The sequence below is a fragment of the Candidatus Jettenia sp. AMX1 genome (assembly GCF_030263775.1).
In the GTDB taxonomy this organism is placed as follows: Bacteria; Planctomycetota; Brocadiia; order Brocadiales; family Brocadiaceae; genus Jettenia; species Jettenia caeni.
In genome coordinates this window covers 101,117-107,116 of sequence record NZ_SZPP01000001.1, presented here as the reverse complement: position 1 = coordinate 107,116, position 6,000 = coordinate 101,117, and the positions used below count along the sequence as shown (strand labels likewise).

Here is a 6,000-nt window from a genome sequence, read left to right as displayed (position 1 = left end):
AATCCCTTTCAGTGTATACAACTAAAAAATTCGCTTTCCTCATATATCTCAACACCTTAGGACTTTATTTTGACTTTACTTTAGTAAAGTCACGCTAGAGCGGTGTTATGCACTTTGAAATATCACCTCAGCAAATCTTCTTAGCATGAGTATGACGAAAGCAAGGAAATGAAGACCTAAAGTGGACGGGTTTGTCAAGACTATTTATTGTTAATTTTTAGATGCATTGATAAATAAATTACCCTTCTGTGCCTCCACAAAAATTCATCCCTGCTCATTATTGTTCCCCTTTATGAGAATAATAAAATCCTCTCTTTACTCATTCTCACGAAAAATTCCATAATGAACCTCATTATGTTTGATCTATGCAGACCCAAAAGCTCACACTGCTTCCGTATATACTTAGTCTCTTATGTTCTCCTTCTAGTAACCTCCTCTTCTCTTCAACGCTCAAGCGGTACAGATTTTTTTTAAGCCATTCGTTCTCCACCTTCAACTGGCCTATCTGACGGTAAAGCTCATCTATCACCTTCTCCTTCTCTTCTCGTAATTTCCTCCCCTTTCCCCTGAAATATCTCTACCATCCCCTCCCATGCTCGTTTTCGCCAATTTACTATCTGTGTCCTGCGTACTTCGTATTCTGACGATAACTCTGCTATTGTCTTTTCTCCTTTTATTGCCTCCAAGGCTACTTTTGCCATAAACTCTGAATGAAAACTCTTTCTTATCCTCCTTTTTCGGACCTCCTTTTATCTCCTATCCTACCAAAAATGATTCTTAACTACTGGTCCGAAAAATCCAGTCCATTATACACACCACCGTTTTGTTTTAGATAATATATCTTGAGAATATGTTAAAGATGACCTTTTGGATTGTATCCCACAATATATACATTATCTTTCCTGTTTCCCCATATACCTAGCAAAAGGTAATCGGTATTGCTTTTTTGTCGGCTCCATTTTGTGCCGTTATAATAAAGTATCGTACCGTAATCTCCTATTGCAAAGATGTTATTATTATCAACGCCCCATATTCTTCTCAGCCAGTTATTTGTATCACTTCTCTGTCCCTTCCAATCCATACCATCATAATGGAAAATGAGGCCATCCGCTCCTACCACGAATACATTTTTAGGGCTGGTTCCCCAAACACTCATAAGCCTTTTATTCGTAATTTGAACAGCAGTATTCCATGTCTTTCCATCGTATCGAAGTATCGTACCGTAATCTCCGACTGAATAAATAGTATCCTTACTAGCGCCCCAAACTCCATAAAGCCAGTTAAGGGTTCCACTATATTGTTCTCTCCATTTTTCTCCATCATAATGTAATATTTTCCCCAAAACACCAACAATGAATATATATTTCTCACTAAGGCCCCATATACTAGTTAGCCAATCTCCAATACCAATTTCAATTTTTTCCCAGCCAGATCTATCATGATGAAGAATAGTACCCTGGTCTCCTATAATATAGATGTTTTCTCGGCTGCTACCCCATATTTTATTTAATCTGTGGTAAGTAATATGAATGTCTTTTTGGATAGTCCATGATTTACCATTATAGTGAAGTATAGCGCCATTTTTACCAATTGCGAAGATATCGTTATCGGAAAACCCATAAATATCGCTAAGCCACATATTGAATCCATCATAGACATGATTCCATGACTTGCCATCATAGTGAAGTATAACGCTATCGCACTTATCATATTCCGTTGCCTGTTCTTCTAATCCCCATTGATTTGCGAAAACAATATCGTTCGTAGAAGATTGATATATAACAAAAAGGATAGAAATAAAAATATTTGTAATTATTTTCATACTCTTTTCCTATAGAATGTTTAGTGTGTAAGACATGGTGATAATCTTTTAATTTGCTCCATGATCTTCCTTGTAATCTCTTCGATCTCTTCCTTTGTAGTACCTTTTATCTTCTCAAATGTCATAGGCTTGCCAAAAATTACTTTAATTCTGAAAATTCTTGGTATCTTTGCGCCCTTCGGCAGTGCCTCATATGTACCGGAAATAAATGCGGGGATGACAGGTGCATTGCTTTTTTTTACCAGAAAACCAATACCGGGATTTCCCTCTTGAAATTGACCTTCTTTACTTACGCCTCCCTCAGGGTAGATACCAAGAACATTATTTTTCCTAAGTACCTCAATTCCCTCTCTAAGTGCAGCAATATTCGTGCCTTTCTTTCTTACACAGATACAGTGAAATAATTTAAAAAGCCATTTCCAGCGTCCTTCATAAAACTGTTCAGTCATCATAAAAAAAATACGCCTTGGGAACATTGCCTGTAGGACCACGGGGTCCATATAACTAAAATGATTTGCTGCCACGATAAGGGGTCCTTTCAGTGGTATCCATGCTCTATTTTCAACTTGGATATGATAAAGTATTCTCAATAAGATAACACCTACTACCTTAAGTACTAAGAAAAAACAATTGTTCAATAAATTCATAAGATAAACAGTAAACAAACGTAGGGTAGAGTAGATACCTCTTAGTCTTCCCTTAATAAGGGGAAATATGGAAAGATTTTTGTTTAATTTTCGATCCATAAAGTTATCCTGATAATGAAAGATTTAGCGAAATGAATTTATAGTGAAATTTCCTTGATAGATAAATTTGTTTTTGATAGCATAAGAAATCATTTCACCAATATTTAAAGTTATTTAATGAAAAAACCAATCAGTATATAATTATTGTTTTAGTTCCTTTAATTTAACGAGATATTTTGTTCTTTAATGAGATACAGAAGTTCTTCTTATTTTAGCATTCAAATCGTATATTTTTACACAATAAAAAATAAAATTCATAAATTATGGTATTCGTTGTGTTTTACATTATCGATATTTGAAAGGAGCAGTCCGGATGTCACCTAAGTATATCTATTTTTTTGGCAATGGTTCTGCGGAAGGAAGCGCAGATATGAAACACCTCCTTGGTGGTAAGGGAGCCAACCTTGCAGAAATGACAAACCTAGGTATCCCTGTCCCTCCTGGCTTTACTATAACAACAGAGGTTTGCGATGCATATTACAAGAAAAACCAGCAGTATCCTGAGGGTCTTGCCGAAGAGATAGAACGGAATCTTTCTCAACTCGAGAAATTAATGGGTGCAAAATTAGGTGATGCAGAGAATCCCTTACTGGTTTCTGTGCGTAGTGGCGCGGCAGCATCTATGCCGGGGATGATGGATACAGTTCTCAACCTTGGATTAAATCCAGACGCTATTAAGGGCCTCATGAAAAAAACAGGTAACGAACGTTTTGCGTGGGACGCATACCGACGCTTTATTACCATGTTTGGTGACGTAGTTATGGGGGTAGAACGTCATCATTTCGAAGAGATTCTTGACAAATACAAAAAAAAGACACGGGTAAAAAGCGATACAGAACTTACCGCTGAACAATTGAAAAATATTGTTGAGGAGTTTAAGGTAATCTATAAGAAAAAGACCCGTGAATCCTTTCCTCATGATCCAAAGGTTCAGCTCCAAAAGGCAATAAATGCTGTGTTTGCCTCATGGAATAATCCCCGTGCTATAAAATACAGGCAACTTTATGATATTAAAGGCCTTCTTGGAACAGCAGTAAACGTTCAAGCCATGGTTTTCGGAAATATGGGGAATGATTCTGCTACGGGCGTATGTTTTACGAGGAATCCTTCAACGGGTGAGAATAAATTCTACGGTGAATTCCTCATTAATGCGCAGGGTGAGGATGTTGTTGCAGGTATTCGTACACCTGAGCCAATTGCTGATCTGGAGAAAGAGATGCCTGATGCTTATAGTCAGCTCGTTAAATATAAGAACATACTCGAAAATCATTTTAAGGATGTTCAGGATATCGAGTTTACCATTCAGGAAAGCCGGTTGTTTATGTTACAAACAAGAACTGGTAAGCGTACTGCCAGGGCAGCGGTAAAGCTGGCTGTTGATATGGCTCGGGAAGGACTTATTGATAAAAAGACAGCTATTTCCCGTATCGATCCCGGCCAGCTCGATCAGTTATTACATCCAACCTTTGACCCTAAAGCAAAAAGAGAGATTGTTGCTGTAGGGCTTCCTGCTTCACCAGGCGCGGCTACAGGTAGGGTTGTTTTTTGTGCCGAAGATGCAGAGAGATTAGCCGAGAAGAATGAGAAAGTAATCCTTGTACGAAAAGAAACCTCGCCCGAAGACATCGGTGGAATGCATGCTTCTCAGGGTATTCTGACAACACGTGGAGGTATGACATCTCATGCTGCCGTGGTGGCAAGAGGAATGGGCAAATGCTGTGTGGCGGGCTGTGGCTCGCTTAATGTTGATTATAAAAATCAAAATTTTAAAGTAAATGGCAGGGTAATAAAAAAAGGAGAATACATCTCCCTGGATGGCAGTAGCGGAGAAGTAATGTTAGGGCAAGTCTCTACCATAGAGCCCAAATTGAGCGGAGATTTTGCTACCCTTATGGAATGGGCAGATGAGTACCGGAAACTTAAGATACGAACGAACGCAGATACCCCGGAGGATGCAAGAAAAGCGCGTGAGTTGGGCGCAGAGGGTATTGGACTTTGCAGAACTGAACATATGTTCTTTGGAGAAAACAGAATTGATTCAGTTCGGCAAATGATACTCTCCGCACCAGACGTAAAAAATTTAAAAGCTAAAATTAGCTTCCTGGAAAAGGAGTTGGCAAAGGCAGCGAATGATAAAGCAGATGTTCTTAAGAAAGAATTAATGTTGGTTAAAAAGGAACTTAAAGAGCCTCTGGTCTCATATTCGTCTGCGCTTAAAAACCTACTTCCTATGCAACGCCGGGATTTTGAGCAGATATTCAAGGCAATGGATGGGCTTCCTGTTACCATACGGCTCCTTGATCCACCTCTTCACGAATTTTTGCCGCAGGAGGAATATAACCAGAAGGAAATAGCAAAAAAGATGAAACTTAGTCTTAAAGAGATACAGGAAAAAGTGTCGGCGCTTCACGAATTGAATCCTATGTTAGGCCACCGGGGTTGCCGTTTAGGTGTTACCTATCCTGAAATATATGACATGCAAGTACAGGCTATTATTGAAGCTGCATGTAATATGAAGAAAAAGGGTATTACCGTATATCCAGAAATTATGTTGCCTATCATTAGTACAGAACAGGAATTCAGTGTATTAAAGGATAATGTCCATAAAATTGCCAAAGATGTTATGCAGAAAAAAAACATGCAAATTGAATATATGGTAGGCACTATGATTGAATTGCCGCGAGCAGCCCTGATAGCTGATAAAATTGCAAAACATGCAGAATTCTTTTCCTTTGGAACTAATGACCTTACGCAAATGACATTCGGATTTAGCCGTGATGATGTAGGATCTTTTGTACCGGAATACCTTGAGAAAGGTATTCTTGAAAAAGATCCATTTCAGGTATTGGATCAGGAAGGAACAGGGCAATTAGTTGAGATTGGGATTCATAAAGGAAGGAGTATCCGGTCCAATCTAAAAGTCGGTATCTGTGGTGAACATGGTGGAAATCCTCAAACTATCTCCTTCTGCCATAAGATTGGAATGAACTACGTAAGTTGTTCGCCATTTAGGGTACCTATTGCCAGGCTTGCTGCAGCGCAGGCCTCATTACAGCAACCTGTATCACGGGCAACTGTTTAAGTTTTATGTTTTAGAGCTGCAATATTAGAGGTGGCATGGATAAACTTGTTTGCCCGTATTTTGCTTGTAAAATGACTTTCGTTTCCATAATTTTTAAGTAATACCTTTCTATTCAAAAGGCATTCGAACTAGTTATTGGATGCCTTTTGTGTTTACAACTAGATAAAGTGACGTTCACTGGATTAAAACTTTGTATACACTAAAGTTGCAATTTCAAAATGCGGTATATTCAACCCAATAAGTTTCAGTCATTTATCCTTTACCTCACAAAAACATGCTCCAATCAACACGCTGTTGTTTGATTTAAAATACCATTGAAATAATTTTTTAAATGGCTTATACTTCGCTTC

Annotated in this window: 4 protein-coding genes; 1 reads left to right on the top strand and 3 read right to left on the bottom strand. The window is 38.4% G+C overall.

Going from position 1 to position 6,000, the window contains the following annotated elements; all coding sequences use genetic code 11:
• Nucleotides 1-518: 518 nt before the first annotated feature.
• The 3 genes from FBQ94_RS00475 to FBQ94_RS00465 form a co-directional block, all read right to left on the bottom strand.
• Complete coding sequence (locus FBQ94_RS00475) at nucleotides 519-701, bottom strand: transposase (RefSeq protein ID WP_007221644.1); 183 nt, start codon at nucleotides 699-701, stop codon at nucleotides 519-521.
• Between the two features lie 152 nt (nucleotides 702-853).
• Nucleotides 854-1,822, bottom strand: a complete 969-nt coding sequence (locus FBQ94_RS00470; RefSeq protein ID WP_007221645.1) for a WD40/YVTN/BNR-like repeat-containing protein — start codon at nucleotides 1,820-1,822, stop codon at nucleotides 854-856.
• Nucleotides 1,823-1,842: 20 nt separating this feature from the next.
• Nucleotides 1,843-2,568, bottom strand: a complete 726-nt coding sequence (locus FBQ94_RS00465) for a lysophospholipid acyltransferase family protein (protein WP_007221646.1) — start codon at nucleotides 2,566-2,568, stop codon at nucleotides 1,843-1,845.
• A 313-nt stretch (nucleotides 2,569-2,881) separates the two neighbouring features.
• On the opposite strand from FBQ94_RS00465, the gene ppdK reads away from it, so the two are divergent.
• Entirely contained in the window at nucleotides 2,882-5,650 is a 2,769-nt protein-coding gene (ppdK, locus tag FBQ94_RS00460) for a pyruvate, phosphate dikinase (protein ID WP_007221647.1), read from the top strand.
• Nucleotides 5,651-6,000 lie beyond the last annotated feature (350 nt).

Coding starts and splice junctions, on each gene's coding strand:
- ppdK (WP_007221647.1), top strand. CDS start 2,882: ATGTCACCTAAGTATATCTATTTTTTTGGCAATGGTTCTGCGGAAGGA.
- FBQ94_RS00470 (WP_007221645.1), bottom strand. CDS start 1,822: ATGAAAATAATTACAAATATTTTTATTTCTATCCTTTTTGTTATATAT.
- FBQ94_RS00465 (WP_007221646.1), bottom strand. CDS start 2,568: ATGGATCGAAAATTAAACAAAAATCTTTCCATATTTCCCCTTATTAAG.
- FBQ94_RS00475 (WP_007221644.1), bottom strand. CDS start 701: ATGGCAAAAGTAGCCTTGGAGGCAATAAAAGGAGAAAAGACAATAGCA.